The 24,042-nt window shown below is 69.7% G+C and carries 26 protein-coding genes and 1 riboswitch; of the genes, 10 read left to right on the plus strand and 16 right to left on the minus strand.

Annotated features, from left to right (window positions below; translation table 11 throughout):
* Positions 1-14: 14 nt before the first annotated feature.
* Positions 15-428: a GFA family protein gene (locus J2X41_RS21150; protein ID WP_310085475.1), complete on the plus strand. Its 414-nt coding sequence runs from the start codon at positions 15-17 to the stop codon at positions 426-428.
* Between the two features lies 1 nt (position 429).
* On the opposite strand, the gene J2X41_RS21155 is transcribed toward J2X41_RS21150, so the two are convergent.
* Both J2X41_RS21155 and metE read right to left on the minus strand, forming a co-directional pair.
* Positions 430-828: a DUF1801 domain-containing protein gene (locus J2X41_RS21155; protein ID WP_310085478.1), complete on the minus strand. Its 399-nt coding sequence runs from the start codon at positions 826-828 to the stop codon at positions 430-432.
* A 106-nt stretch (positions 829-934) separates the two neighbouring features.
* A complete protein-coding gene (gene metE, locus J2X41_RS21160; RefSeq protein WP_310085482.1) occupies positions 935-3,277 on the minus strand; it encodes a 5-methyltetrahydropteroyltriglutamate--homocysteine S-methyltransferase in 2,343 nt (780 codons plus the stop codon).
* A 116-nt stretch (positions 3,278-3,393) separates the two neighbouring features.
* Positions 3,394-3,624, minus strand: a riboswitch (cobalamin riboswitch).
* 183 nt (positions 3,625-3,807) lie between these two features.
* On the opposite strand from metE, the gene J2X41_RS21165 reads away from it, so the two are divergent.
* The 3 genes from J2X41_RS21165 to J2X41_RS21175 all read left to right on the plus strand — a co-directional run bounded on the left by J2X41_RS21165 (position 3,808) and on the right by J2X41_RS21175 (position 6,927).
* Positions 3,808-5,427, plus strand: a complete 1,620-nt coding sequence (locus J2X41_RS21165) for an ATP-binding protein (RefSeq protein WP_310085486.1) — start codon at positions 3,808-3,810, stop codon at positions 5,425-5,427.
* Between the two features lie 139 nt (positions 5,428-5,566).
* Entirely contained in the window at positions 5,567-5,896 is a 330-nt protein-coding gene (locus tag J2X41_RS21170; protein ID WP_028037533.1) for a helix-turn-helix transcriptional regulator, read from the plus strand.
* A gap of 17 nt (positions 5,897-5,913) precedes the next feature.
* On the plus strand, positions 5,914-6,927 hold the full coding sequence (locus J2X41_RS21175; RefSeq protein ID WP_310085492.1) for an HAAS signaling domain-containing protein: 1,014 nt from the start codon (positions 5,914-5,916) through the stop codon (positions 6,925-6,927).
* 87 nt (positions 6,928-7,014) lie between these two features.
* On the opposite strand, the gene J2X41_RS21180 is transcribed toward J2X41_RS21175, so the two are convergent.
* Complete coding sequence (locus J2X41_RS21180) at positions 7,015-7,194, minus strand: hypothetical protein (RefSeq protein WP_310085495.1); 180 nt, start codon at positions 7,192-7,194, stop codon at positions 7,015-7,017.
* Positions 7,195-7,580: 386 nt separating this feature from the next.
* Here J2X41_RS21180 and J2X41_RS21185 point away from each other — a divergent pair, with 386 nt between their 5' ends.
* Positions 7,581-8,699: a cell wall hydrolase gene (locus J2X41_RS21185; protein ID WP_310085498.1), complete on the plus strand. Its 1,119-nt coding sequence runs from the start codon at positions 7,581-7,583 to the stop codon at positions 8,697-8,699.
* On the opposite strand, the gene J2X41_RS21190 is transcribed toward J2X41_RS21185, so the two are convergent.
* Positions 8,656-9,465 carry an SDR family oxidoreductase gene (locus J2X41_RS21190; RefSeq protein WP_310085500.1) on the minus strand — a complete coding sequence of 270 codons (810 nt, stop codon included), beginning with the start codon at positions 9,463-9,465 and terminating at the stop codon, positions 8,656-8,658. The genes J2X41_RS21185 and J2X41_RS21190 overlap by 44 nt on opposite strands.
* Positions 9,466-9,577: 112 nt before the next feature.
* Positions 9,578-9,757: a DUF1508 domain-containing protein gene (locus tag J2X41_RS21195; RefSeq protein WP_310085503.1), complete on the minus strand. Its 180-nt coding sequence runs from the start codon at positions 9,755-9,757 to the stop codon at positions 9,578-9,580.
* Positions 9,758-9,900: 143 nt separating this feature from the next.
* Between J2X41_RS21195 and J2X41_RS21200 the strand changes: the two genes are divergently transcribed.
* Positions 9,901-10,464, plus strand: a complete 564-nt coding sequence (locus tag J2X41_RS21200) for a DUF1003 domain-containing protein (RefSeq protein ID WP_310085506.1) — start codon at positions 9,901-9,903, stop codon at positions 10,462-10,464.
* 64 nt (positions 10,465-10,528) lie between these two features.
* On the opposite strand, the gene J2X41_RS21205 is transcribed toward J2X41_RS21200, so the two are convergent.
* Both J2X41_RS21205 and J2X41_RS21210 read right to left on the minus strand, forming a co-directional pair.
* Positions 10,529-11,182: an outer membrane beta-barrel protein gene (locus tag J2X41_RS21205; RefSeq protein ID WP_310085511.1), complete on the minus strand. Its 654-nt coding sequence runs from the start codon at positions 11,180-11,182 to the stop codon at positions 10,529-10,531.
* A 108-nt stretch (positions 11,183-11,290) separates the two neighbouring features.
* Positions 11,291-12,256 carry a GlxA family transcriptional regulator gene (locus J2X41_RS21210; protein ID WP_310085515.1) on the minus strand — a complete coding sequence of 322 codons (966 nt, stop codon included), beginning with the start codon at positions 12,254-12,256 and terminating at the stop codon, positions 11,291-11,293.
* A gap of 109 nt (positions 12,257-12,365) precedes the next feature.
* Here J2X41_RS21210 and J2X41_RS21215 point away from each other — a divergent pair, with 109 nt between their 5' ends.
* From J2X41_RS21215 to J2X41_RS21225, 3 genes are all read left to right on the plus strand, one after another.
* Entirely contained in the window at positions 12,366-13,064 is a 699-nt protein-coding gene (locus J2X41_RS21215) for a DJ-1/PfpI family protein (protein ID WP_310085518.1), read from the plus strand.
* 88 nt (positions 13,065-13,152) lie between these two features.
* Positions 13,153-13,563, plus strand: a complete 411-nt coding sequence (locus J2X41_RS21220) for a hypothetical protein (RefSeq protein WP_310085521.1) — start codon at positions 13,153-13,155, stop codon at positions 13,561-13,563.
* 89 nt (positions 13,564-13,652) lie between these two features.
* Positions 13,653-14,102: a DUF2147 domain-containing protein gene (locus J2X41_RS21225; RefSeq protein WP_310085524.1), complete on the plus strand. Its 450-nt coding sequence runs from the start codon at positions 13,653-13,655 to the stop codon at positions 14,100-14,102.
* A 138-nt stretch (positions 14,103-14,240) separates the two neighbouring features.
* On the opposite strand, the gene J2X41_RS21230 is transcribed toward J2X41_RS21225, so the two are convergent.
* On the minus strand, positions 14,241-14,975 hold the full coding sequence (locus tag J2X41_RS21230; protein WP_310085527.1) for a glutathione S-transferase: 735 nt from the start codon (positions 14,973-14,975) through the stop codon (positions 14,241-14,243).
* Positions 14,976-15,199: 224 nt separating this feature from the next.
* On the minus strand, positions 15,200-15,973 hold the full coding sequence (gene ygiD, locus J2X41_RS21235) for a 4,5-DOPA dioxygenase extradiol (protein WP_310085530.1): 774 nt from the start codon (positions 15,971-15,973) through the stop codon (positions 15,200-15,202).
* A 274-nt stretch (positions 15,974-16,247) separates the two neighbouring features.
* On the opposite strand from ygiD, the gene J2X41_RS21240 reads away from it, so the two are divergent.
* Positions 16,248-17,309, plus strand: a complete 1,062-nt coding sequence (locus tag J2X41_RS21240; protein ID WP_404979970.1) for an acyltransferase family protein — start codon at positions 16,248-16,250, stop codon at positions 17,307-17,309.
* A gap of 106 nt (positions 17,310-17,415) precedes the next feature.
* Here J2X41_RS21240 and J2X41_RS21245 read toward each other — a convergent pair whose 3' ends face one another.
* The 7 genes from J2X41_RS21245 to J2X41_RS21275 form a co-directional block, all read right to left on the minus strand.
* Positions 17,416-17,889, minus strand: a complete 474-nt coding sequence (locus J2X41_RS21245) for a hypothetical protein (protein WP_310085537.1) — start codon at positions 17,887-17,889, stop codon at positions 17,416-17,418.
* Positions 17,886-18,479, minus strand: coding sequence for a response regulator (locus J2X41_RS21250; RefSeq protein ID WP_310085540.1), 594 nt, complete (start codon positions 18,477-18,479; stop codon positions 17,886-17,888). The genes J2X41_RS21245 and J2X41_RS21250 overlap by 4 nt, the downstream gene beginning before the upstream one ends.
* Before the next feature lie 131 nt (positions 18,480-18,610).
* Positions 18,611-19,456, minus strand: a complete 846-nt coding sequence (gene nadC / locus J2X41_RS21255; protein ID WP_310085542.1) for a carboxylating nicotinate-nucleotide diphosphorylase — start codon at positions 19,454-19,456, stop codon at positions 18,611-18,613.
* A complete protein-coding gene (locus J2X41_RS21260) occupies positions 19,453-20,049 on the minus strand; it encodes a Uma2 family endonuclease (RefSeq protein WP_310085547.1) in 597 nt (198 codons plus the stop codon). Before J2X41_RS21260 ends, nadC begins: the two co-directional genes overlap by 4 nt.
* A 29-nt stretch (positions 20,050-20,078) precedes the next feature.
* Positions 20,079-21,614, minus strand: a complete 1,536-nt coding sequence (locus J2X41_RS21265) for an L-aspartate oxidase (RefSeq protein WP_310085550.1) — start codon at positions 21,612-21,614, stop codon at positions 20,079-20,081.
* A 125-nt stretch (positions 21,615-21,739) separates the two neighbouring features.
* Positions 21,740-22,825, minus strand: coding sequence for a quinolinate synthase NadA (gene nadA / locus J2X41_RS21270; RefSeq protein WP_404979971.1), 1,086 nt, complete (start codon positions 22,823-22,825; stop codon positions 21,740-21,742).
* Positions 22,826-23,040: 215 nt separating this feature from the next.
* Positions 23,041-24,039, minus strand: coding sequence for an alpha/beta hydrolase (locus J2X41_RS21275; protein ID WP_310085555.1), 999 nt, complete (start codon positions 24,037-24,039; stop codon positions 23,041-23,043).
* Positions 24,040-24,042 lie beyond the last annotated feature (3 nt).

Genomic DNA, 24,042 nt, shown 5'->3' on the forward strand with positions numbered 1-24,042 from the left:
CGAAAGGAGAAGACATGTCCAAGAAATATACCGGCCAGTGCGCCTGCGGCGTCCTGAAGTTCGCGTTCGACACCGACCCGACATTCGTCGCCAACTGCCATTGCAACGACTGCAAGCGGGCCTCGGGCGGCGAGATGGCGACCTTCTTCGCGGTGCCGGCCGACGACTTCGACCTGCTCAGCGGCCAGCCCAAGGCGTTCCACTATGTCGCTAATTCCGGCAACGGGCTGGACCGAAACTTCTGTCCGGACTGCGGGTCGCGGGTCTTCACCAGCAATCTCGACGGCTTTCCCGGCGCGGTCTTCGTCCAGTTGGGCAGCCTGGATCGGCCGGACCTGATCGCGCCCAAGCTGGAGATGTTCACCGTGCGCCGGCTGGACTGGAACAGGCCGCTGGACCTGCCGCAGTTCGACGGCATGCCGAACTGATCTATTCGGATCGCAGCCGCGCGCGGACGTCCTGGTAGGCCACGACGATCAGGGCGTTCAGCGCGGCGGCGTCCACTGGCCGGCCCCAGCGGAGCTTCACGTGCCGCATGCGCTTGCCCGCGCCTTCCAGAAGGCCCGCCGGATCGGCCAGCGCCGCGCCGTGGAAGAAACCGACGTTCACATAAGCGCTGAACGCATCGACATAGGCGAACGCCGCGTCGCCCACGCACGCGGCGGGATGTCCGTCGTGCAGCAATTCGCGCACGTCGGGCCCGCATGCGCGCAGGCTGTTGAACCACGGCTGGGCCAGGCGCCGCAGGTCATGCTCGGGCGCGGTGAACCAGGCGTCGACCCCAGGGTCTCTGCGCACGGCGCCGGCAAGTCGGAAGAGGTCCGTCATCGGGCCAGAATGCCAGCGCCGCCCGGGCTTGTCGAAATCCCGGCGACGGATCGGACCCCGCTCGCCAAGCCGTTCCGGGCCTGCCGAGCGGAGGTCCCCGCCGGCGTCAGGCCGTGACGACGGTCCGGCGGACGATGCGCGCGGCCTCGACCATGTTGGCCAGGGCGGCCTGGGTCTCGGGCCATTTGCGGGTCTTCAGGCCGCAGTCGGGATTGACCCACAGCTGACCGGCCGACAGCCGCGCCTGGGCGGCCTTCAGCAGGTCGGTCATCTCCTCGACGGCGGGCACGCGCGGCGAATGGATGTCGTAGACGCCAGGGCCGATCTCGGCCGGATAAGCGTAGGCCTCAAAGGCGTCCAGCAGCTCCATCTTCGAGCGGGCCGTCTCGATGGAGATGACGTCGGCGTCCATCGCCCCGATGGTGGCGATGATGTCGTTGAACTCCGAATAGCACATGTGGGTGTGGATCTGGGTGTGGTCGGCCACGCCCGAGGCCGCCAGGCGGAAGCTCTCGACCGCCCAGTCCAGATAGGCCGCCCAGTCGCCCCGGCGCAGCGGCAGGCCTTCGCGCAGGGCCGCCTCGTCGATCTGGATCACCTTGGCGCCGGCCGCCTCCAGGTCGGTCACCTCGTCGCGGATGGCCAGGGCGATCTGGCGGCAGGCCAGGGACCGGGGCACGTCGTCGCGCACGAACGACCAGTTCAGGATGGTCACCGGCCCGGTCAGCATGCCCTTCATCGGCCGGTCGGTCAGGGACTGGGCGTAGGCCCACCAGTCCACGGTCATCGGGGCCGGGCGCGAGACGTCGCCGAACAGGATCGGCGGCCGCACGCAGCGCGAGCCGTAGGACTGCACCCAGCCGTGACGGGTGAAGGCGAAGCCCGACAGCTGCTCGCCGAAATACTGCACCATGTCGTTGCGCTCGAACTCGCCGTGGACCAGCACGTCCAGCCCGATCTCCGCCTGCCAGGCCACGGTGCGGGCGGTCTCGGCGCGTAGGAAGGCGGTGTAGTCCACGTCGCTCAGCTGGCCCTTGCCGTGGGCCGAGCGCGCCTGGCGCACCGCCTCGGTCTGGGGGAATGAGCCGATGGTGGTGGTGGGGAAGGCCGGCAGGTCCAGGCGGGCGATCTGCACCGCCTGCCGACGGCCGAACGGCGAACGGCGCCGGGCCATGTCCGGCGTGGTGGCGGCCAGGCGCGCGGCCACCGCCGCGTCGTGGATCCTGGGCGAGGCGCGCCGCGCCCGCGCCGCCGCCTGGCTGGCCGCCAGCTGGGGCGCGACGGCGTCGCGGCCCTGGTTCAGCGCCGTGGCCAGCACCACCAGTTCCTCGATCTTCTGGACGCCGAACGCCAGCCACTGGCGGACCTCCGGGTCGATCGCCGTCTCCAGCTCCAGGTCGATCGGCGCGTGCAGCAGCGAGCAGGACGGGGCCAGGATCACCCGGTCGCCGCCGCGCCGCGAGACGATCGGGTCCAGGCGGTCGAGCAGGGCGGGCAGGTCGGCCCGCCAGACGTTGCGGCCGTCGATCACCCCCAGCGACAGCACCAGGCTCTCGGGCGCCAGGGCCAGGACCGCGTCCAGTTCCTCCGGCGCGCGCGCCAGGTCGACGTGGACGCCGTCGACCGGCAGGTTCACCGCCGTGGCCAGGTTGTCGCCATAGGCCCCGAAATAGCTGGTCAGCATCAGGCGCAGGCCGGGCGCGGCGTGGGTCAGGGCGCCATAGGCGCGGCGCAGCTCGCCGCGTTCGAAGTCGGTCAGGTCCAGCGCCAGGCAGGGCTCGTCGATCTGCACCCAGTCGGCGCCGGCCTGCTGGAGCCGGGCCAGGATCTCGGCATAGACCGGCGCCAGGGCGGGCAGCAGCGACAGCGGCGAAAAGCTCTCGTCCTTGGTCTTGGCCAGCTTGAGGAAGGTGACCGGGCCCAGCAGCACCGGACGGGTGTGGACGCCCAGCGCCCGGGCCTCCAGGAACTCGTCGACAGGCTTGGTGGAGGTCAGGGCGAAGGTCTGGTCGCGCGACACCTCCGGGGCCAGGTAATGATAGTTGGTGTCGAACCACTTGGTCATCTCCAGGGCCGGCAGGCCGGACCCCTGGTGATGCCCGTGGCCGTGGGCGCAGGCCGCCTCGGTCGCGCCGCCTTGCGCGCCGCGCGCCATGGCGAAATAGCCGGCGGTGTCGATCGGACCGCCGCTCCAGCCGTAGATCGCCGGGATGGCCCCGACCATGACGCTGGTGTCGAGCACGTGGTCGTAGAGCGAGAAGTCGTTGCTGGGCACATGGACCACGCCCAGGGCGGCCTGGCGGGTCCAGGCCGCGGCGCGCAAGGTGGCGGCCGTGGCGAGCAGCGCCTGGGAGTCGGTCTTGCCGGCCCAGTGGTCCTCGAGCGCGAACTTCAGTTCGCGGCGCGGGCCGATGCGGGGAAAGCCCAAGGTGGCGACGGTGACGGTCATTTGAAAAAGCCTCTGCCGGTGTGATGGCGGAGGCGGGTCGGGACGCGCGCGAGGGCGCGCACGGGCCATGGAGGTCCGGTCACGCCTTGCATGCGACCAGACCGGACACCCCGCCGGAGGACGTTATCTGTCGGGGCAGGTCTCCTGGCTCACGGGTCAGCGCCCCTGTCCTGGCCTTCCCGACACGCCACCGATCCAGCTCGGCGCGTCAGTGACACGTATCGGACAGCGGCTCGCCGCTCACAGTTGCGGGGGCAGCGCCGGATTCGGGTTTTTGAGACCCTCACCGACTTCCCTCTTAGCTCCGGACGCGCGAACGCCCGCAGACCACGACCCGCCTAGAAGGCGCGCGTTCCGGCCCAGCGTCAAGAGGGACATAAAGATATCTTTATGTGATTTCGAAGGGCCGGCGCCGTCCTAACAAAAGTGTCGCACCCGCCCATCCTTAAACCTGGGGGAAACGATACTTCGCCTAAGGCTGCCCTTTGGTTTGGGGGCTTCCTTGCGAGGGCGGGGAAGGGGAGGGCGTCTTGCGGAAACCAGCGGATCTCGGCGTCGCCGTCCAAGGTGCCCGCAAGCCCTGGCTGGGCTACGGCGATCTGCGCCTGGAAGCGGCGATCTTCCTGCTGGTGGCCGTGTCGTTCGCCGCGGTGCTGGGCAAGAGCGCCATCACCCGCCAGACCCTGGTCCTGTCCTCGCAGTCGGGCCGGTTCGCGACCTACAGCTATTCCGACGCCGAGCACGGCGGGGGCAGCGTCGTCTCCCCCGACCCGCGCAAGCCCCTGTCCTGGTCGTGCGACATCCGCCAGGGCGCGTCCTATCCCTATTGCGGCTACGGCCTGCAGCTGGACGTGGGGGGGCAGACCGACGGCCTGGACTTCTCGCGCTTCCAGACGATCGTCCTGCGGTTTTCCTACCAGGGGCCGGGCGACCGCTTGAGGCTGGTCCTGAAGACCTCGCCCGAGCCGGCCGTGCGGGCGAAACTGAAGGGCGAGCCGATGCCCCTGGCGATGGACATCCCCGTCGTCCAGGGCCGCAACGAAGTGCGCCTGCCGCTGCGCCAGCTGGCGCCGGAGGAATGGTGGGTGGCCAGCCACGGTCTTTCGGCGGCCGAGGCCGCGCCGAACCTCGAGGCGGTCCGTTCCGTGGCCGTCACCACCAGCGACGCCAAGGCCGGCCATCTGGCGATCTCGGTCGACGACCTGACCTTCGAGGGATCGTACCTTTCGACCGAGCAGTTCTATCTGGTCATCCTCGGCGTCTGGCTGGTGCTGTCGGCGGGTTTCCTGGTCTGGCGCTTCCTGCACCTGCGCGGGGACTACGAGGCGCGGCGGCGTCGCCAAGCGGAGGAAGCGCGGCAACTGGCCGACGCCCACGCCGCCGCCCAGGCCGCCAGCAGCGCCAAGTCGCGCTTCCTCGGCAATATGAGCCACGAGCTGCGCACGCCGCTCAACGCCATCATCGGCTATGCCTACTGGCTGGAGCGCACCGCGCTGGACGCCAAGCAGCGCGCCGCGGTCAAGACGGTGCAGGCCAGCGGCGAGCACCTGCTGGCCGTGATCAGCGACATCCTGGACGTGGCCAAGATCGAGGCCGGTAAGTTCGAGCTGCTGGCCGCGCCGTTCGACCTGCATGACTGCGTGGCGGGGGTGGGCGAGATGTTCCGCCTGCCCGCCCAGGACAAGGGCCTGGCCTTCGCCGCCAGCCTCGACCCCGACGTGCCGCCCCGCGTCGAGGCGGACGAGAAGCGGGTCCGGCAGGTGCTGATCAACCTGGTGGGCAATGCGATCAAGTTCACGGCCGACGGCCGGGTCGGGCTGCGGGTCAGCCTGGTCGATCGCGTGGGCGAGACGGCGCGACTGCGCTTCGTCGTCGACGACACCGGCATCGGCATCCCGCTCGACCAGGTCGACAGCATCTTCCGGCCGTTCGAGCAGGCCGGCGACGCGACCGGCCGCAACGAGGGCACGGGCCTGGGCCTGAGCATCAGCCAGCAGATCGTCGCCCTGATGCAGGGCGAGATCTCGGTCGACAGCACGCCGGGCCAGGGCAGTCGCTTCACCGTCGAGATCGCGGTTCGCGTGGTCGAAGCGGAGGCGGCGGCGGACGCGCCAAGAACGCCGCGGCTGCGGCGCCTGGCGGCGTCGTAGAAGGGCGCGGCTTCTCCGGCAAACGGTTCGAGGGCGTCCGTCATGACGAACGCCGGTCCGTGACCTTGACTCGTCACGTACCTGTGTGTCACACAGTGTATGTCACACACCAAGTGGCGCACACCATGCGACGTACACCATGCCCACCGACGCCGACCTTTTCGAAACCCTCCGCCAGGAGCTTCGGCGCGGAACGCTGATCCTGGCCGTGCTGGCCCAGCTGAAGGTCGAGCGCTACGGCTACAGCCTGCGCCAGGCCCTGGCCGAGGTGGGGCTGGAGATCGACGAAGGCGCCCTCTATCCGATGCTGCGCCGGCTGGAGAGCCAGGGCCTGCTGACCAGCGAGTGGCGCGAGGAAGACAAGCGCAAGAAGCGCTTCTACCGCCTGTCGCCGCAGGGCGAGGCCGTGCTGGCCCGCCTGTCCGCCGAGTGGCGGGCGATGAACGACACCCTGCAAAACCTGATCTGACCAAGGAGGCCAGGACCATGGACCTGCTCGACCGCTACCTGGCCGCCGTCGCGGCCCTGCTGCCCAAGGCCCAGCGCGAGGACATCGTCGCCGAACTGCGCGACATCCTGCTCACCCGGATGGAGGAGAAGGAGGCCGAGCTGGGCCGGCCTCTGGACGCCAAGGAGCGCGAGGCGGTGCTCAAGGCCTTCGGCCATCCCATCGCCGTGGCTGGCCGGTTCGGGACGCCCCGGTCGCTGATCGGGCCCGAGCTCTATCCGTTCTATGTCTTCGGGGTGAAGGCCCTGCTGGTGGTGGCGGCTGTCGTTTCGGCGATCCCGGTCGTCATCGCGACGATCACTGATCCCGGCGGCTCCGCCGGCGCCCTGTCGCGGTTCCTGTCCAGCTTCCTGACCACCGGCTTCACGATGATCGGGATCGCCACAGTGCTTGGGGTCGGGATCGAGCGCGGCTGGATCCCGCTGGGCGGCGCCGCCGACTGGAAGGTCGCCGACTTGCCGCGGCTCGACACCCTGGCCCCGCGCAAGAAGGGCTTTCTACACAAGAGCCCGCTGCAAAGACGCTTCGAGGCCCTGCTGGAGATGATCCTGACGGCGCTGTTCGTCCTGTGGTGGACGGGGCTGGTCCCGGCGCCGTGGCTCCATCGCGTGGCGGACAGCGACATGGTCCTGCGGCCGGCCTCGATCTGGACGGCGCTGTACTGGCCGCTCCTGGCCTGGGCGGGGGTGCAGATGGTGTCGAGCCTGATCGGGCTGCTTCGCCCCGGCTGGGTGCGGGCGCGGGCGGCGCTGGAGATCGTCTGTGGCCTGGCCGGCCTGGCGCTGGCCGTGGTCCTGTGGCGGGCCGGGCGGCTGGTCGTGGTGGAGCTCGAGGCGGCGAGCGGCTCGAACGCTGACGGCGTCGCCGGCCTGCAGACCGCGCTGGACCTCAGCTTCCACCTCACCGCGGCCGTGATGGTCGTCGTGCTGACGATCAAGATCGCGGTCGAACTCTGGCGCCTGTTCAGGGGCGCCGGGCCGGCGCTCGCCTAGGGCCATCAAGGGGCGTACTTCGGCCCGCGACGTTCAGCGAAGTGCTCGCGTCGGGGACGGAAGGCTCCCCGGATCCGGGGTTCCGATCTACTTCGAGACGGTGTTGACCACGGCCCCGGCGCCGGCCCCCACCACGGCCCCGACGGGGCCCGCCACCACCGCGCCGGCCAGCGCGCCGCTGGCCGCCCGCTGCTCCATGTTGTGTCCGCAGGCCGAGAGGCTTAACGCCGTCGCAACCCACAGCGGAACCCAGCGCAGAGCAGTCATTATGTCCTCCAGGACAATTACACCTATGCGCTAGAGTAACGGCGCCGCGGGCCCGGGGTTCCGTTGAGAGCGGCCCGACGCAAGTCTATCCCGGACGGTGAATATTCGTCGCGAACCGGATTTTCGGGACTGTCGCGTTTTTTGCTTAGAATCAAACAATTAACCACTCCATCTGTCGCGCGGGCGGCCAAAATTCAGGCTGCGGCGCCGCGTGCGCTTGCGACTCGTGGCGGGATGCGTCATAAGGCGGTCATAAGCAGGACTTCGGCCACGATCGTGAACCGGCCGAACCTCCGCTTTCAGAGCTGCCCGACAGTGTTTTTTCCGGGTCTTTGAAGGCGTTTTTGTCGGGGGGCGGACCGCCCTCGCCGCGCAGGACACGAGTTTTGAATATCAAGTCGCAGACGTGCGCAGACGCGCGCGCGCTGATCGGCGCCGTATTGGTTGGGTCGGCCACGGGTCTGGCCCTCGGCGGCGTTTACCTTGCGGGGGGCATGGCCCAGGCCGCTAGTCAGCACGCTCGCGTCTCTCGCCTGGCCGACGGCGCCGAGGGGAACTTCTCCGACGCGGCGCTGTATCAGGCCGCGTCGCGGATGGACGCCGGCGCCCTCGCCATCGCTCGTCGTCACGATCCCTACACCGTCGCCGGCGGCGCCCAGCGCGACCGGCAGTCCGCCCTGCTGGTCGAGCGCCTCGAGCAGCGCCAGCAGCCCGAGTCCGAGCGCCAGCCCCTGTTGCTGCGCGCCAGCTTCGGCGGCCCGTTCAACCCGGCCGTCGCGCCGTTCCGCCTGACCAACGCCCTGGAAAGCTCGCGTGAACTCGAGTGCCTTTCCGAGGCGGTCTATTACGAGGCCCGCGGCGAGACCCCGAGCGGCCAGGCGGCCGTGGCTCAAGTGGTTCTAAACCGCGTACGCCACCCTTCGTTCCCCAAATCGATCTGCGGCGTGGTGTTCCAGGGCGCCTACACCCACACCGGCTGCCAGTTCAGCTTCGCCTGCGACGGCTCGATGCGCCGCTCGCGCGAGCCCGGCGCCTGGAAGCGCGCCCAGAAGGTCGCCACCCGCGCGCTGTCGGGCGCGGTGATGACCGAGGTCGGGGCCGCCACCCACTTCCACACCACCGGCGTCGCGCCGGGCTGGGGACCGCGCCTGCTGCGCGTCGCCCAGGTGGGCATGCACGTGTTCTACCGCTTCGGCGGTCGCTCGGGCGCGCCGGACGCCTTCAGCCGCACGCCGCGCCCGTCGACGGACGACGAACTGCCCGTCATCACCCTGGCCAGCCTGCCGCCGCCCGCCGACGGCAAGTCCGCCCCGATCCAGCTGGCCAGCGCCGTGGTGATCTCGCCCGACAAGCCCGCCAGCGTCGCCGGCGGCATGGGCGGCCCGCTGGGTCCGGTGTCCGAGCCAGCGTCCGCCCCCGCCATGCACCCGACCAAGACCTCGTCCCCGTCGGGCGACGCGGTCAAGGCTGCTGGAGGATCGGTCGCGAGCGGAGCTGCTTCCTGACCGCGCCGGGCAGGTGGCTGCTGGCGAAGCGCAGCTGCCGGGCCCGCTTGCCGACGAAGTAGTGCAGCGCTTTCCCGTGGACGGCGCGCCAGATCACCTCGGCGGCGTCTTCCACCGGATAGACCGGCAGGCCGTCGCCACGCAGGGTGTCGGCCATGGTCTGGTTGCTGCCCGGCGCGCCGGTGTCGAGGATCGGCGTCTCGACGAACCACGGCATCACGCAGGCGACGCTGACGCCATGCGGCTTCCACTCGACGTCCAACGCCTCCGACAAGCCCCGCACCGCGAACTTGGTGGCCGAATAGACCGCCAGGCCGGGCGAGCCGTAGAGGCCCGCACACGACGAAATGTTGATCAGCCGTGAGCCCGGCGTCGCCTTCAGCCAGGGCAGGGCGGCGCGGGCCCCGCTGATCACGCCCTTGATGTTGATGTCCAACTGCAGGTCGACCTCGGCGTCCTGATGGCTGTCGAACGGCCCGAACCGGGCCACCCCGGCATTGTTGAGCAGCACGTCCAGGCGGCCGTCGGTCAGACTGGCGAACTCGGTCAGGGCGGCGGTCCAGGCGGGGCGGTCGCGCACGTCCAGCGTGAAGGTCGCGCCGTTGCCGGGACCGACCGCGGCCAGGGCGGCCTTCAACCCGGTGGTGTCGATGTCCGACAGGCCGACGAACCAGCCCTCGGCGGCGAAGCGCCTGGCGCTGGCCAGGCCGATGCCGCTGGCGGCCCCGGTGATGAAGACGGCCCTGCGGCCGTTGGCTGCGGTCATGGCGTTCCTCCCCTTGTTTGTTATCAGCGATCAGACGCCGGGGAGGGCGGCGGGGTCAAGCAGGCGGTGCGCGAAGCCTCCTCAGCCGGAGGGGGCTCCGCGCACTCGACCCTTAGTCCGTCTGGTCGTCGATCTCGGCGCCGGGGCCGTTCTTGATGATCGACTCGATCGCGTTCTTGGCCGAGGCCTTCGAGGCGTAGCCCTCGGTCCAGAAGATGGTCTCGCTGTTGTAGACGAAATAGGCGACGAACTCGCCCGCCTTGTTCTTCTTGATCTGGAACTTGTGGGCCATGGGGGGCTCCCTTGAGACTCTTTGTTGTGTCGACGAGCCGACGCCGCAGCCTCGCCTCGGTGAAGCTGAGCGTCAATCGTGCAAGACTTCACAATGCATCTGGAAGACACATCTTTTTACAAACCTTCACGGACCAGCGCCCCATGACCCCCGACCAACGCCTCGACCAGCTGTCGCGCGATTTGCTGGCCACGCCCTACGCGGAGCTGACGGCGGTGCAGAGGAGCGTCATCGACCTGATCGCCGCCGAGGCTCCGACTGGGCTCAACAAGGCGCTGCTGGTGGACGACCGAAGCTTCTGGGACCGGCTGGCCGACCGGGTCGCGGCGATCGGCGGCTCCTGGGCCTTCATCGGCGGCTTCTGCGCCTGCCTGGCGTTGTGGATCGCGCTGAACGTGGGCTTGAAGCCCTTCCACCTGTCGTTCGACCCCTACCCGTTCATCTTCCTGAACCTGATCCTGTCGACCGTGGCCGCCATCCAGGCGCCGGTGATCATGATGAGCCAGAACCGCCAGGCCACGAAGGACCGGCTGAACGCCGAGCACGACTATGTCGTCAACCTGCGGGCCGAGCTGGAGATCATGCGCCTGCACGACAAGCTGGACGCCCTGCGCGAGACCGAGATGGTCGAGATCCTGCGCTGCAACACCGAGACGCTGGAGATCCTCAAGGCCCAGGTGGCCAAGATGACGGAAGGGCGGGGCTGAGCAGGCGGGGCGCGGTCGGGGACAGGCGCATGCGCCTGTCCCCGTCTTCCGGGAGCGAAGCGCCCTAGAACGCGAAGCGCGCGCCGACCACGGCGCCGGGCGCCGTCATGTTCAGCTTCTCGTTCCGCTCGCCCGACGGGCTGGTGGTCTTGACCTTGATCGAGCCGGTGTACTGGTAGCGGCCTTCGGCGAACAGCGAGATGCGCGGCGAGACCGCGACGCTGGCGCCGGCCATGGCCTGCAGGGTCAGGGCGTCGCCCTTGTCGTCGAGCAGGCCGTCGTCGATCTTCACTTGGGCCACGCCGATGCCGGCGCCCAGATAGGGCTTCACCGGACCCGAGACCGGGAAGTCGTAATAGCCGTTCAGGTCGATGCTCAGCGCCTTGACCTTGCCGTCGGTGGCCACGAACACGCCGACATTGGAGGTCAGGGCGGAGTCGACCTTTTGGCTGCGGTAGCCCAGGGCGATCTCGCCGCGCCAGTTGGCGCCGATCGACGTACCCCAGGCGATGGCGCCCTGGGCGCCGGCCTTGACGTCGGCGTCCACCGACCAGCCGTTGGCGAAGCCGTAGTCGTAGTCGGTCTTGCCGATCAGGCCGCCGGACACGGCGATGTACTGGCCGCTGGCGGGCGCGGCCGAGGCGGCGGGCGCGGTCTGGGCCGCGGCGGCGCCGGCCATGGCCAGGGCGGCCACGGCGGTGGTGATGAACAGACGCATGAAATCCCCCGAAAATAGGTACCGGTCCGGGATCGGACCGCGTCGCGATAGGGGGCTTTGCCGGCCGCGTAAATCTCAGGTTGTCGAAGCTTGGCCGTTTGTTGCGCGCTATGGCGCCGCTGCAACATTCGGTTGCGAGGCGCGGGCCGCACGCCTCAGGGCCTGGGGCGGTTGCCCGAACGCCCGCAGGAAGGCGCGGCGCATGCGCTCCGGGTCGCCGAAGCCGGTCTCCAGGGCCACGTCCTCGACCTGCAGCGGCTGGCTGTCGAGCAGGGCGCGGGCGGCCTCGACGCGCAGCCGCTCGATCGCCTTGGCCGGGGTGGCGCCCGTCTGGGCGGCGAACAGCCGGGCGAAGTTGCGTGGGCTCATCGCCGCCCGCTCGGCCAGCTGGTCCACGGTCAGGGGCAGGGCCAGGTTCTCGCGCGCCCAGGCCAGCAGGTCGTCGAACCGCCCGCCCTGCATCTCCAGCAGGGCCGAGAACTGCGACTGGCCGCCAGGGCGGCGGTGGTAGACGACCAGTTGCTGGGCGGTGCGGCGGGCGACCTCCTCGCCCAGGTCGGCGCCGATCATCGCCAGGGCCATGTCGATGCCGGCGGTGATGCCGGCCGAGCTCCACAGCGGGCCGTCCTGGACGAAGATCCTGTCCGGCTCCAGCCGCACGGCCGGATAGCGGCGCTGGAAGTCCTGCGAGCGCCGCCAGTGGGTGGTCGCCCGGCGGCCGTCCAGCAGGCCGGCGGCGGCCAGGACATAGGCCCCCGAACAGACGCTGGCGGTGCGCCGGGCGGTGCGGAAGGTCGCGCGGGCGAAGTCCAGGGTCGCCGCGCAGATCGCCGGCGACCGCGTGCCCTCACCGCCCGAGACGATCAGGGTGTCCAGCGGCGCGACGGTGTCGAAGGCCTGGGCGGTCATGGCCACGCCCGAGGAACTGGCCACGGCGCCGGGGTCGCGGGCCAGGACGTGCAGGCGGTAGGCGCCGGGGACCAGCCGCCCGGCGATCTCGAAGGCCGCGATCGGCCCCGCCGCGTCCAGCAGCTGGAACTGCGGGAAGATCAGGAAGCCGATATCGCGGGTCATGCGGACGGTCCTTTTTGGCGGCGGAGATGTTGGCGGATTTCGAGGGAACTATGTCATTTCGGTCGGACGCTAGGCGGGCGATGCTGCGGCGTCAACAGGAGGTCTCCCGATGCCTAAACCGCCGCCGTTCCACATCGTGTTCGCCCTGTTCCCCGATGTCACCCACCTGGACTTCACCGGACCGCACCAGATCCTCAGCCGCCTGCCCGGCGCCCAGGTGGTGATCGCCAGCGAAGCGGGCGGCGAGATCGAGGCCGAGGGTCTGGTGTTCGCCCGGGTGGCGCGCCTGGCCGACATCGCGCGCTGCGACCTGCTGTGCGTGCCCGGCGGCTTCGGCGTGACCCAGGCCATGGTGGACGCGCCCTATCTGGCCCAGGTCCGCCGGCTGGCGGCGGGGGCGCGCTACGTGACCTCGGTCTGCACCGGCTCGCTGCTGCTGGGCGCGGCCGGACTGCTGAAGGGCAAGCGGGCGGCGTGCCACTGGGCCTGGCGCGACCAACTGGCCCTGTTCGGCGCCACGCCCGATCCGGCCCGGGTGGCGCGGGACGGAAACGTCTTCACCGGCGGCGGGGTGACGGCGGGCATCGACTTCGCCCTGACCGTCGTGGCCGAGATCGCCGGCGACGCGACCGCCCAGGCCATCCAGCTGGCCGTGGAGTACGCCCCCGACCCGCCCTTCCACGCCGGTCGTCCCGAAACCGCCCCGCCGGAGGTGCTGGCGCGCGTCCAGGCGATCTACGGCCGCGGCATGGACGGGCGCTGGGCGGCGGCCCGCAAGGCGGGCGAGGCGCTGCTGGCCCAAGCGTAGGGCGGATCGACCTTCAAGGCGGTGCGGGGTCCTCGGAGCTGAATGTGGGACCGTTGCGGAGGAACCCCTATGCGGTCATGCTTCGCCCATGGGGCAAGCGAGCGAAGAACGATCGGACAAGGCCGACATCCTGCGGTTCGCCGGAGTACTGGCCGGCGTGTCCGTGCTGGCGCTGCTGGTCGCCAACTGGCAGACGATCGCGATCATCATCGCGGTCCTGGGGTCCGAGCATCGTCCGGGACTTCTGCGGGACGCCCGCTGGGACGCGCCGGCGTCGGCCGTGCGCTTCCATGACCGGTTCCAAGCCGGCACGCCCGAGCGCGACCTGACGGCTTGGCTCCGGAAGAACCGGTTCGTCGTGGACAAGGGCGGCAAGAGCGCCGGCAGGCAGGTGAACGGCCTGCCATGCAACGAGGCCATCAAGGTGAATTGGTCCGTGGACGCGGAGGAGCGGCTTACCCGGGCCGACGCCGTCGTGTCGCAGATCGTCTGCCTTTAGCAGGGGCTTCGCGCCACCTGTTTAGGTTCGCCCGACTTGATCCGAACACCAACCTGCCTCAAAACGCTTGTGTGTCGGAGACCTCACGCATGCGTTGGATGAAGTCGTTTCTCGTCGTGTTGACCGCGATCGCCGGCCTGGTGACCGTCTCGCCGGCGTCGGCGCAGGACGTGCCGTTCACCTACGGCGTCTGGCGCAATCCCAAGAACAGCGTCCATGTCGAGATCAAGCCCTGCGGCGGCGGGCGGGCCTGCGGCTTCGTGGTCTGGGCCAATGACGACGCCAAGGCCGACGCCAAGAAGGGCGGCACGCCCGAACTGGTCGGCCTGCAGCTGCTGCGCGATTTCCAGCTGCAGAAGAACGGCAGCTGGAAGGGCAAGGTGTTCGTGCCCGACCTCAACATGAACTTCAACGGCACGGCCGACTTCCCCGACGCCACCACCATGAAGGCCAAGGGCTGCCTGATCGGCGGCTTCCTGTGCAAGTCGCAGACCTGGCGACGCGTGGACGTGGCGGCGCGCGGGATGCCGTCGAGCTAGCGGTTGTCCTGACTTTGGGTGTCATCCCGGAAAGCGCGTAGCGCTTGTCCGGGACCCAGGTGAACCGCACCGCATTCGCCCAGTCCCCTGGGTCCCGGACAGCCTCTGCGAGGCTTCCGGGATGACAACGGATTGGGGCTATGGATCCAGCTCCGGATAGCGCCGGAAGATCCCTTCGGTGCTGAACGGGAGCCGCCGCTCCGACCTCAGATAGGCCGCGATGTTCGGGCGTTCCGCCACCGCGTCGCGGACGGCGATCACCCGCGGAAGCTTCGGCTCCAGCCGCTTCATGGCGTTCGGAAAGGCGTAGCGCAGGCCCTCCACCGCCTGGAACAGCGACAGGTCGGCATAGGTCAGGGCCTGGCCGGTCAGCCAGCCGCCTCCTCCGTTGGCTTTTTGCGGCGCCCGCTCGAGCACGGTCTCGAACCAGCCGAGGAACTTCTTCATCCGCTGGGCGCGGAACTCCTGGGCCCGCCGGGCGGCCTCGGCCTTCTGGTCCTCGTAATAGAGGCCCAGGCCCACCGGATGGTGGACGTCATGGGCCTCGGCCACCAGGTCGGCGATGGTCAGCTGCAGCTGGTTGACCCACAGCCGCCCGCCCTCGTCGCGCGGCGCCAGGCCGTGGCGCAGGCCCAGGTGCAGCAGGATGTTGGCCGTCTGGCCGATCACCAGGTCGCCGTCGACCAGGTAGGGCGGGGCGAAGGGCGGGCGGTCCTGGCCGGCCATGTCGGCCATCAGGGCCTGCTCGCCGCCGCCGTCTTCCTCCTCGCCGCGGGCCACGTCGACATAGGCCGCCCCGGCCTCCTCCAGCGCCAGGCGCACGAACTCGCCGCGTCCCTGGATCGTGGGCCAGTAATGCAGTTGGTAGGTCATGCGGGGAGAAACAGGTGAGGTGATGAAAGGATGCGCGCTCGGCGTGACCGCTTTGCCCCTTTCAGCCGTCATTCCGGGCCTTGTGCCCGGAACCCCTCTGTCCGCCGTAGGTGAGGGGGTGTGGCGCGCCAGCGCGCCAAAGCGCTTCACCGTCAGCTGAACCAGGGGTTCCGGGCACAAGGCCCGGAATGACGGCGGGATTTGAGAGGTCGTGGATAAACGCCTCACCCCACCCGCACGCTGGTCATCGAGATCGCCGCGAACACGTCGTCGGTGAAGAACGAGACCGGCTCGCCCGGTTCCTGCGCGCCCAGCACGTAGAGCAGGGGCAGGTAGTGCTCGGCGCTGTTGATCGCGGCGTCGGCGTCGGGGCCCAGGTTGCGCCAGTCGATCAGCGGATCGTGGTCGCCGGCGGCGATCAGGGCCTTGGCCGTCTCGTTGAAGCGCGGCGCCCAGTCGGGGGTCTCGCCGGTGCGGAAGTTCACGGCGCGCAGGTTGTGGACGATGTCGCCGCTGCCGATGATCAGCACGCCCTCGTCGCGCAGGGCGGCCAAGCGGCGGCCGGCCTCGTAGTGCCAGCGGTCGGGGCGGCCGCGGTCCAGGCTCAGCTGCACCACCGGCACGTCGGCCTCCGGATACATCGGCCGCAGCACGCCCCAGGCCCCGTGGTCCAGGCCCCGGGTCGGATGCTGCACGACAAGGTCGGGCGACAGCAGCTCGGCCACGCGCGCCGCCAGGGCCGGATCGCCGGGCGCGTCGTAGCGCACGTCGAACAGCGCCTGCGGGAAGCCGCCGAAGTCGTGGATGGTCTCCGGACGGTCCGACGCGCCGACCGCGCTGGCCCCCCGCGTCTCCCAGTGGGCGCTGATCATCAGCACGGCCTTCGGACGCGGCAGCTCGGCCCCCAGCGCCGCCCAGGCGCGGCTCCAGGCGTTGTCCTCGATGGCGTTCATCGGCGAGCCGTGGCCGAGGAACAGGACGGGCAGGCGGGCGGTCATGGGTCTTGATCCAATTAGACACTGTTGAAGTTACAGATAGGCCTCCGCCGGCCGGATGCAATATCCGGCGCCGGCTGTCGCCATTCGGCGACAGTTCGGCGCTCGCGTCGTGCGGCCGCGCCGATGCGCGCCCCGCGTGCTTTCCCGTCGGGCCGGGCTTTGTTAAGGCGGAAGGATCGTGAACGCTTCCGCCCTTCCTCCCCCGTCGCCGCACGCCGCCGAGGCCGCGCCAGTCGCGCCGCGTCCGGGCCGGGCGGCCACGCGCGGCGGCGCGCTGGACCTGCTGCGGCTGCTGGCCTCGCTGCTGATCGTCGTCTACCATTTCGGGGCCGAGGGCCCGATGCGCATCGAGCGCTTCGGCCAGGTGTTCTCGCGCGGCTTTCTGGCGACCGACTTCTTCCTGATGCTGTCCGGCTACGTGCTGGGCCGGGCCTATGGCGCCTCGACCCTGACCGGGCGGATCAGCCATGGCCGCTTCTGGATGCGCCGGGTCGGAAGGGTCTGGCCGGGGCACCTGATCGTGCTGGCCATGATGGCCGTGCTGGTGCTGGTGCTGAACACCCTGGGCACCGACGCCCACAAGCCCTCGCGCTTCGCCTGGGATCAGCTTCCGGTCCAGGCCCTGCTGGTCCACGCCTGGGGCTTCAACAGCGACGGCTGGAACCTGCCCAGCTGGTCGCTGTCGGCCCTGATCGTCTGCTACGCGGTGTTCCCCTGGCTGTGGCGGGCGGTCGACAAGGTGCGACATCCGTGGGTGCTGCCGCTGATCGGCGTCCTGGCCTTCGCCGTCTGCGAGGTGATCGCCCGGACCGTGTTCGACCACGCCCTGTCGGACCTGCAGTTCCGCTTCGGCGTCGTGCGGGCCCTGCCGCTGTTCATCCTGGGCGTCTGCCTGGCGCGGGCCGTCGAGATGGATTGGCCGTCGGAGCGGTCCGCCAAGGTCCTGCTGGTCGGCGGCTGCCTGGTGCTGGCGGCCATGCAGCCGCTGGACCGCTACGCCTTGCCCGACGAGCTGATCTTCGACCTGCCATGCCTGGCCGCCATCGCCGCCATCGTGCTGGGCGCGGGCCGGCTGCCGGTGCGCCATCCCCAGGCCTGGATCGAGGAGGGGGCCAAGCTGTCGTTCGCCCTGTTCATCACCCACATCTTCGTGGGCGTGATCTATTGGAGCGCGGTGCACAAGCTGATCGAGACCGTGCCGATCGGCATCGGCTGGCAGTGGCTGATGTGGCTGGCCTCGTTCCCGATCGCCATGGGCGCGGCCTTCCTGTTCCACACCTATGTCGACCAGCCGCTGCAGGACCGCCTGGCGCCGTGGCTGCGCGGGAAGCGTTAGCGGCCGGGGACATGCGCTTGCGCGTATCCCCAGAGTCTCCCTCAGAATCCCCAAGGTTCGCTCGCAAAGTTGGGGACACGCACAAGTGCATGTCCCCGGCTGGGCGCTAGCCTTGCGCCGTGCGCTCGGCGCGCTGCTTTTCCAGCACGCTGGCCAGGCCCTGCAGGATGGGGCCCTGGAGCGTGGGGTTGTCGGGCGCGCGGTGCAGCAGCTTGATCGAGGCCACGTGCACCTTGATCCCGGCCAGGGCCGAGGGCGTCAGGCCGTCGGCCTCGTCGAGCAGGTCGCACAACGAGCGGGCGGCGACCTGGACGGCCTTGCTGCGCTCGGCGCCGCTGAGGCTGACGATGTCGCCGGACCGGGCGTAGAGCGCCTCGGTCCGGGCGGCGTCGTCCAGGTCGGCGGCCAGCAGGGCGTCCAGCGCGGCGATGTAGTCGTCGATCCCGCTCAACGACGGCTCGCGCAGGGTCTCCAGGGTGGCGTCGGCCCGCTTGAGCGCCTCGGCCACGTACATGCCGCCCTTCTGGGTCATCAGCTGACCCAGGCGGGGCTTCATGCGGCTCTTCTTGACCTCGCTCATGCGATCGACCTCATCGGCTTGATGAGGGCGTCCAGCTCATCCTGGGACATGTTGTGGCCCCCGGCCTCGCCCAGCTCAATGGACTTATCGTCGCGGCGCCGGCCGTCCGGGAACTCCACCGGCGGACCCTGGTTGCGCCAGCGGCGGTCGGGGCCGGCATAGGTTTCGCATTCGATGAACAGCCGATCGCCTTTGGCCACCCAGAGAATGCGCTCAAGCATGATGGCCGGCGACACCGGCTTGGTGACGATGAAGTTGGCGCCGCAGTCGCGGGCCTTCTCGACCAGGCTGCGGCGGGTGTGGGACGTGACGATGATCACCGGCGTCATGCGGTTGGCCTCGTCGGCCTCGCGGCGCAGCCAGCGGGTCAGGTCGTAGCCGTCCAGTTCCGGCAGGCTGCCATTGGTCAGGACCAGGTCATAGGTGTGGTATTTCAACTCGTCCTGGGCCTCGGGGCCGCTGGCCTTGCGCACGATGTTGCGCAGCCCGAAGCTGGTCAGCACGCCCACCAGAATGTCGAGCGACTGGGGATTGTCGTCGACGATCAACGCCCGCGCCTTGTCGAGATTGATGTACTGACTTGGCTGCAAGACCCGACACGCTCCGGCCGCCGGCGTCGCGCCGGGACCCGCACCCTATGACTGATCAGCGTTAAGAAAGCGCTGCCGTTACAGGGACGGGACGTCTTGCCGCATCGCCCAAGCCAGGCGTGGAAGAGCTGTCACACCGCGTCCAGGCCGATGTCCAGGACCAGGGCCGAGTGGGTCAGGGCGCCGACGCTGATCACGTCGACCCCGGTCTCGGCGATGGCCCGCACCGTGGTCAGGTTGACGCCGCCGGAAGCCTCCAGCACCGCCCGGCCCTTGGCCAGGGCGACGGCGGTCTTCAGGTCGTCGAGGCTGAAATTGTCGAGCATGACCACGTCGGGACCGTGCCTCAGGGCGTCCTCCAGCTGGTCCAGGCCGTCGACCTCGACCTCGACCTTGACCAGGTGGCCGGCGAAGGCGCGGGCCCGGCGGACGGCCTCGCCGACCCCGCCGCAGGCGGCGACGTGGTTGTCCTTGATCAGGATGGCGTCGTCCAGGCCGAAGCGGTGGTTGATCCCGCCGCCGCAGCGCACGGCGTACTTCTCCAGGGCCCGCAGGCCAGGCGTCGTCTTGCGGGTGTCGACGATGGTGGCGCCCGTGCCCTCGACCAGCCGGACATAGGCGCGGGTCAGGGTGGCGATCCCCGACAGCTTGCCCAGCAGGTTCAAGCCGGTGCGCTCGGCGGCCAGCACGGCGCGGGCGTTACCCTCGGCCCGGGCCAGGATCGCGCCGGGCGCGGCGTCGGCGCCGTCCGGCGTCGCCACCTCGAACTGGGCCGTCGGGTCCAGGGCGGCCAGGGCCAGGCGGGCGCAGGACAGGCCCGCCACCCGGCCGTCCTGCCGCGCGGCCCAGACCACCGAAAGGCGGGCGTCCGGATCGATACAGGCCTGGGCGGTGACGTCGCCGGCCCGGCCCAAGTCCTCGGCCAGGGCCAAGTCGATGATCGGGCGGATCAGGAGGTCTGGGAGGGGCGTAATCAAAACAACTCCGTCAGCGGAATGCTGATCTGCGGGGCGAACAGGGGCGAGACGGCGGCGCCTTCGCCTTCGAGGACGGTGGTCGAGGCCCAACTCCCGTCGGGCCGCGGTTCGCGGAAGATGTTCAGCTTGCGGGTTTCCGGTTCGACCACCCAATACTCTGGAACACCGCCCTTGGCGTAGAGACGGCTCTTCACGGTCAGATCGTTCTCGCGTGTCGAGATCGAGACCTCCACCACCAGCATGGCTTGTTCGGCCTGGGCGTACTTTTCGCCTTCGCCGGCCCTTAGGACGAGCACGTCCGGTTCGGGTGCGCTGCGCTTGCCGATCTTCAGCGTGGCATGGACGATGAAGCGATGAAGTTTGTCGACGCCAGCCGCGATGGAGGCGGATTTGAGGGCATAGAAGATGTCTCCCGAAATCTCACCATGACCGGTCGAAGCCGGCGCCATCTGAATGATTTTCCCCTCGATCAGCTCGACGTGACCCTGAACGCCGTCGAAGACGCCGGCCTGATCCATCCGCTCGAACTGGTCGAAGTCGAACAGGAACTCGGTGTCGCCACGTTCCTCGAAACCCGCGTTCGTCGCCGTCATGGCCGAGCCTCCGTTCCCGTTATGTGCCTCTATTCCGCCGCGTAGCGCAAGCCGGTGTTGGAGGCGTCCAGGGTGACGAAAGTCCGCTCCGGCAGGGCCGTGGCGGGGAAGTCGGCGCGGAAATGGCCGCCTCGGCTTTCCTGGCGGGCCAGGGCGGCGCGGGCGATCAGCTGGGCGGCGACCAGGGTGGGCGCGGCGCCGTGGACCGCCTCCAGGGCGTCGAGGCCGGCGATCAGGCGCGAGAGGCCGTCGGCGTCGCGGATCACTCCGGCGTCGCGGCTCATCGCCTGGCGCAGGGTCTGGAGGGCGCTGTCGGGCAGGTCGGGCGTCGGCGCGGCGGGCAGGGGCGCGCCGCCGTGGGCCATCTCGCGGGCGATCCGGCCCGCCCTCGCGCCGAACACCGCCGCCTCCAGCAGGCTGTTGGAGGCCAGGCGGTTGGCGCCGTGCACCCCCGTGCTGGCGCACTCGCCGGCCGCCAGCAGGCCCGGCAGGCTGGTGCGGCCGTCCAGGTCCGTGGCCACCCCGCCCATGTGGTAGTGCACGGCCGGCGTCACCGGGATCGGCTGGACGCGCGGGTCGATCCCGGCGCTCATGCAGGCGGCGAACACGGCCGGGAACTCGTGCGGGAAGTGCTCGCCCACCGCCGCCATGGCGTCCAGGACGGCGCCGCGACCCGCCGCCCGCTCGGCGTGGATGGCCCGGGCCACCACGTCGCGCGGGGCCAGTTCCTTGGCCGGATGGTAGTCGGCCATGAACGCCCGGCTAGCCAATCCTCCTTGGGGCGTATTGCGCAGGATCGCCCCTTCGCCGCGCAGGGCCTCGGTGGCCAGCGGGGCGGGATCGCGGCCGATGTCGATGGCCGTCGGGTGGAACTGCACGAACTCCGGATCGGCGATCTCGGCCCCGGCCAGGGCGGCCAGGCCCAGGCCCTCGCCGCGCACCTGGGCCGGGGTGGTGGTGACGGCGTAGAGGCCGCCGACCCCGCCGGTGGCCAGGATCACGGCGGGCGCGACGATCTCGACCAGAACGCCGTCGATCTCGGCGATCAGGCCGACGACGCGACCGGTCGCGTCCTGAAGGAGCCGCCGGGCCCGGGCGTTCTCGCGGACCTCGATCGAGGGCGCGGCGCGGACGGCGGCGATGACCGCCGCCATGATCGCCGCTCCGGCCCCGTCGCCGCCGACCCGGGCGACCCGGGCCTTGGCGTGGGCGGCCTCGAGGCTGAGCACGAACTGGCCATCAGGCTTACGGTCGAACGGCGCGCCCAAGGCGGCCAGGGCGCGGACGGCGGCGGGGCCCTCGGTGGCCAGCAGTTCGACGGCGGCCGGATCGCAGAGTCCGGCGCCGGCCGCGATGGTGTCGGCGGCGTGCAGGGCCGGGGCGTCCTCGTCCGACAGGGCCGCGGCCATGCCGCCCTGGGCCCAGGCGCTGGAGCAGCCGGTGGCCAGCGGCGTCGGCGACAGCACCAGGGCCTTGCGCGGCGCGCAAGCCAGGGCGGCGGTCAGGCCCGCCAGGCCCGCCCCGAGGATCACGGGGCCGTCGAAGGTGATGCGGTCGTGGGTCAACGAAGCGGCTCCTCTCAGGGGCCGATATCCTCGTGCTTCGACAGGCTCGGCATGAGGATATCTATTGCGGCTCAGTCGCCCTCATCCTGAGCTCGTCGAAGGACGAGGGCGTCGACGCGGTGGTCTTAAATCAACTCCACGTCCACATGGTGCTTGGCCTTGACCAGGTCGTATCGCGCCGGAACCAGCGGCGGCGGCAGGTCGATCATCCGCTGGACGGCCAGCTTGGCGCGGATCTGGACGCCGGGGTCGACCGTCACCTCGTACTGGTCGTGGACCAGGGCGTCGTAGATGTTCCGCAGGGTGATCCGCTTCATGTGCGGGCACAGGTTGCAGGGGCCGACGAACTGGGTGCCCGGGCTTTCGGCCTGGACGTTGGAGGCCATCGAGCACTCGGTGATCAGCACCACCTGCTTGGGCTTGCGCAGCGCCACGTAGTCGTTCATCGCCGCGGTCGAGCCGGCGAAGTCGGCGGCCTCCAGGATCTCGGCCGGGCACTCGGGATGGGCCAGGATGTCGGCGCCCGGATAGGCGGCGCGCATGTCGGCGATGTCCTGGGCGGTAAAGCGCTCGTGCACCTCGCAGCGGCCAGCCCAGGCGATGATCTTGACCTCGGTCTGGCGGGCGACGTTGCGGGCCAGGAACTCGTCGGGGATCAGGATGACCTTGTCGACGCCCCATTCGCGGGCCGCCCACTCCACCACCTGCACGGCGTTGGCGCTGGTGCAGCAGATGTCGGTCTCGGCCTTCACGTCGGCGGTGGTGTTGACGTAGGTGACGACCGGCAGCCCCGGGTGGCGCTGCTTGATCAGCCGCACGTCGGCGCCGGTGATCGAGGAGGCCAGGCTGCAGCCGGCCCGCAGGTCGGGGATCAGCACGCGCTTCTCCGGGGCCAGCACCTTGCTGGTCTCGGCCATGAAGTGCACGCCGGCCTGGACGATCACCGCCGCGTCGCACTTGGCCGCCTCGCGAGCCAGGGCCAGGCTGTCGCCGACGAAGTCGCCCACCCCGTGGAAGATCTCGGGCGTCATGTAGTTGTGGGCCAGGATGACGGCGTTCTTCTCGCGCTTCAGCCGGTTGATCTCGGCGATCAGCGGCGCGTGCGCCCGCCATTCCAGCGGGGTCACATGGTGCTTGACCTTGTCCCACATCGACGCGGTCGCCGCTTCGACGTCGGGGGTGAAGGCGAGGGGCGCGAAACCGTCCGCCACGAAACCATCAGCCATGTGAACCTCACTTATGCTCAATCTGAGCATTTCAAGGGCCTCAAAAAACGCCGGAAACGGAGGGTTTCCCCGCCTCGGCGTCGCCCCTTATGCTTAAATTGAGCAAAAGGGATGGATCACATATAGACCTTCCGATGCGGCTTGCAAAGAGCCGGTGGAAAAATCCGTGTGCGGCGGGCCCCCCAGGACATGCGCGCTTCTCAGAAGTCCTCGGGTCGAGCGATCAGGTTCAAAGCCGATCGTCCCAAGGGACTGTAGGGATTGGCGAGAGTCTCGATGGCCTCGAAGTGGTTGTACCCCTCGCAGCGGATGACGCGGACCGTACGCCCCGCCGTTTTGCAAGCGGCGGCGAAGGCCAGCGTCTGGCGCTGGAACTCCGGCGAATCCAGCGAGGCGTACGCCAGCACGACAGGATGATGGAATCTGGCGGGGCGCCGGATGGGGCTGAGACGCTCGACCACATCCTGTGTGAACCGCACGTACCGGCTCCGATCAGAACGGCTGACCGGGTCCAGGTCGTATAGTCCGCTGCAGCAGACCCCGCCTTTGAGGACGTCGGCGGGAAGACCCTCTTCCGCGGCCCAATCGACTTGCATGAGCAAGGCGGCCAGGTGGGCGCCGGAAGAGTGGCCCGCGATATGGATCCGCCGCCCATCGCCGCCGAAATCGGCCGCATGCCTGAAAATCCACGCCACGGCCTCCTGGAGCTGTTTCAGGAGCGCGTCGAGCGATCCGCCCGCGGCCTCGACATCCATGAAATCAACGGCGATGAAGTGGGTGCCCGCCCTCACGAACGCTTCGGCGGCGTAGGCGCTCGCCTGGGCGCTTCCCCGACGCCACTCTCCACCGTGAACAAAGAGCATGATCGGAGCCAGGCCTGGGCCCGCGGCTCGATAGACGTCGAGCTGTTGAGTCGCGCTGGGCCCATAGGCCAGCCGCAGCGGATTTCCGAGACGAGCCCGCGCATCATCGCTGTTCGTGCGCCAGCGCCCGAGGATCTGTTGGTGATTGGGCGCGTGGAGGGTCTGGTCGAATTGTGCGTCAAGCGCGGCCTGATCATATCCAGCAAAGACCTCTCGCCCTTCGGGGCTTGAGGTCGCCGCCGACGCAAATCCAGGCGCCGCGCCAGCGAGCGCGAGCGCTGGAAGAACCGCCCTTCGGGAGGGCGATGCACTCCGGGAAGCCTTGCCGTTCTCCAAAGG

The sequence above is a fragment of the Caulobacter sp. BE254 genome (assembly GCF_031457295.1).
Classification (GTDB): Bacteria; Pseudomonadota; Alphaproteobacteria; order Caulobacterales; family Caulobacteraceae; genus Caulobacter.

Excerpts from the sequence above, each read along its gene's own strand:
- ygiD (WP_310085530.1), bottom strand. The coding sequence starts at position 15,973 with ATGACCGCCCGCCTGCCCGTCCTGTTCCTCGGCCACGGCTCGCCGATG.
- metE (WP_310085482.1), bottom strand. The coding sequence starts at position 3,277 with ATGACCGTCACCGTCGCCACCTTGGGCTTTCCCCGCATCGGCCCGCGC.
- J2X41_RS21175 (WP_310085492.1), top strand. The coding sequence starts at position 5,914 with ATGGACCTGCTCGACCGCTACCTGGCCGCCGTCGCGGCCCTGCTGCCC.
- J2X41_RS21260 (WP_310085547.1), bottom strand. The coding sequence starts at position 20,049 with ATGACGGCGACGAACGCGGGTTTCGAGGAACGTGGCGACACCGAGTTC.
- J2X41_RS21225 (WP_310085524.1), top strand. The coding sequence starts at position 13,653 with ATGCGTTGGATGAAGTCGTTTCTCGTCGTGTTGACCGCGATCGCCGGC.
- J2X41_RS21205 (WP_310085511.1), bottom strand. The coding sequence starts at position 11,182 with ATGCGTCTGTTCATCACCACCGCCGTGGCCGCCCTGGCCATGGCCGGC.
- J2X41_RS21230 (WP_310085527.1), bottom strand. The coding sequence starts at position 14,975 with ATGACCTACCAACTGCATTACTGGCCCACGATCCAGGGACGCGGCGAG.
- J2X41_RS21180 (WP_310085495.1), bottom strand. The coding sequence starts at position 7,194 with ATGACTGCTCTGCGCTGGGTTCCGCTGTGGGTTGCGACGGCGTTAAGC.
- J2X41_RS21210 (WP_310085515.1), bottom strand. The coding sequence starts at position 12,256 with ATGACCCGCGATATCGGCTTCCTGATCTTCCCGCAGTTCCAGCTGCTG.
- J2X41_RS21245 (WP_310085537.1), bottom strand. The coding sequence starts at position 17,889 with ATGAGCGAGGTCAAGAAGAGCCGCATGAAGCCCCGCCTGGGTCAGCTG.
- J2X41_RS21195 (WP_310085503.1), bottom strand. The coding sequence starts at position 9,757 with ATGGCCCACAAGTTCCAGATCAAGAAGAACAAGGCGGGCGAGTTCGTC.
- J2X41_RS21170 (WP_028037533.1), top strand. The coding sequence starts at position 5,567 with ATGCCCACCGACGCCGACCTTTTCGAAACCCTCCGCCAGGAGCTTCGG.
- J2X41_RS21155 (WP_310085478.1), bottom strand. The coding sequence starts at position 828 with ATGACGGACCTCTTCCGACTTGCCGGCGCCGTGCGCAGAGACCCTGGG.
- J2X41_RS21200 (WP_310085506.1), top strand. The coding sequence starts at position 9,901 with ATGACCCCCGACCAACGCCTCGACCAGCTGTCGCGCGATTTGCTGGCC.
- J2X41_RS21215 (WP_310085518.1), top strand. The coding sequence starts at position 12,366 with ATGCCTAAACCGCCGCCGTTCCACATCGTGTTCGCCCTGTTCCCCGAT.
- J2X41_RS21150 (WP_310085475.1), top strand. The coding sequence starts at position 15 with ATGTCCAAGAAATATACCGGCCAGTGCGCCTGCGGCGTCCTGAAGTTC.
- J2X41_RS21220 (WP_310085521.1), top strand. The coding sequence starts at position 13,153 with ATGGGGCAAGCGAGCGAAGAACGATCGGACAAGGCCGACATCCTGCGG.
- J2X41_RS21190 (WP_310085500.1), bottom strand. The coding sequence starts at position 9,465 with ATGACCGCAGCCAACGGCCGCAGGGCCGTCTTCATCACCGGGGCCGCC.